General features: G+C 48.4%; 1 protein-coding gene. It reads right to left on the reverse strand.

Translation table 11 applies throughout. The features are described 5' to 3' along the window. Positions 1 to 1,118 (reverse strand): MBG domain-containing protein (locus JYB65_RS14820; RefSeq protein ID WP_206583475.1); only part of this gene is annotated, 1,118 nt, incomplete at both ends.

Consider the following 1,118-nt stretch of genomic DNA (forward strand, 5'->3'; position numbering starts at 1 on the left):
TCCAAGGTCTCCTGCTGCTACCAATTCACCAACTGTTCCGGTGAACGTTGGGTCTGCCGCTCCGTATCCCTTGCTTGCATTATCTACAGTAATGGTCACTGCTTTTGCTGTGATCTCTACTGTCTCGTTTCCGGTTACTGTTGCATAGCCTACTTTGCTTACTCTGTAGTATACCGTTGTTGCTGCTGTCACATCCGTGTAAGTCGGATTAGCTGTCGTCCAGTTCGTTGTTCCATCTAAGCTGTACTCGATGGTTGCTCCGTCCGGCGCTCCGCTTACGGTGATTCCATGAGCCGCTCCGTCATATTCATCTGCATAGCCTGATGCTGTTACGTCGCTCATTGGCAGTGCTGTGATGGCAAAGTCTCCCTTTACTACCGTTACATTGTAGTTGCCGTTTGGCGTATAGTTTGCTGTGATAACATCGGCATAAGTTCCGATGTCGTTCACATCACTGTTTGTTCTGGAATAGGTTACTGTTCCAAGGTCTCCTGCTGCTACCAATTCACCAACTGTTCCGGTGAACGTTGGGTCTGCCGCTCCGTATCCCTTGCTTGCATTATCTACAGTAATGGTCACTGCTTTTGCTGTGATCTCTACTGTCTTGTTTCCGGTTACTGTTGCATAGCCTACTTTGCTTACTCTGTAGTATACCGTTGTTGCCGGCGTCACATCCGTGTAAGTCGGATTGGTTGTCGTCCAGTTTGTTGTTCCATCTAAGCTGTACTCGATGGTTGCTCCGTCCGGCGCTCCACTTACTGTGATTCCGTGAGCTATTCCGTCATATGGGGCTGCATAGCCCTCTGCCGTTACATCGCTCATTGGCAATGCTGTGATGGCAAAGTCTCCCTTTGCTACCGTTACATTGTAGTTGCCGTTTGCTGTATAACTTGCTGTAATAACATCTTCATACGTTCCGATGTCGTTTACATCACTGTTTGTTCTGGAATAGGTTACTGCTCCAAGGTCTCCTGCTGCTACAAGACCCTCAACTGTTCCTGTGAACGTTGGGTCTGCCGCTCCGTATCCCTTGCTTGCATTATCTACAGTAATGGTCACTGCTTTCGCTGTGATTTCTACTGTCTCGTTTCCGGTTACTGTTGCATAGCCTACTTTGC

Origin of the sequence: Clostridium aminobutyricum (assembly GCF_017255415.1) — a bacterium.
Classification (GTDB): domain Bacteria; phylum Bacillota; class Clostridia; order Peptostreptococcales; family Anaerovoracaceae; genus Aminipila; species Aminipila aminobutyrica.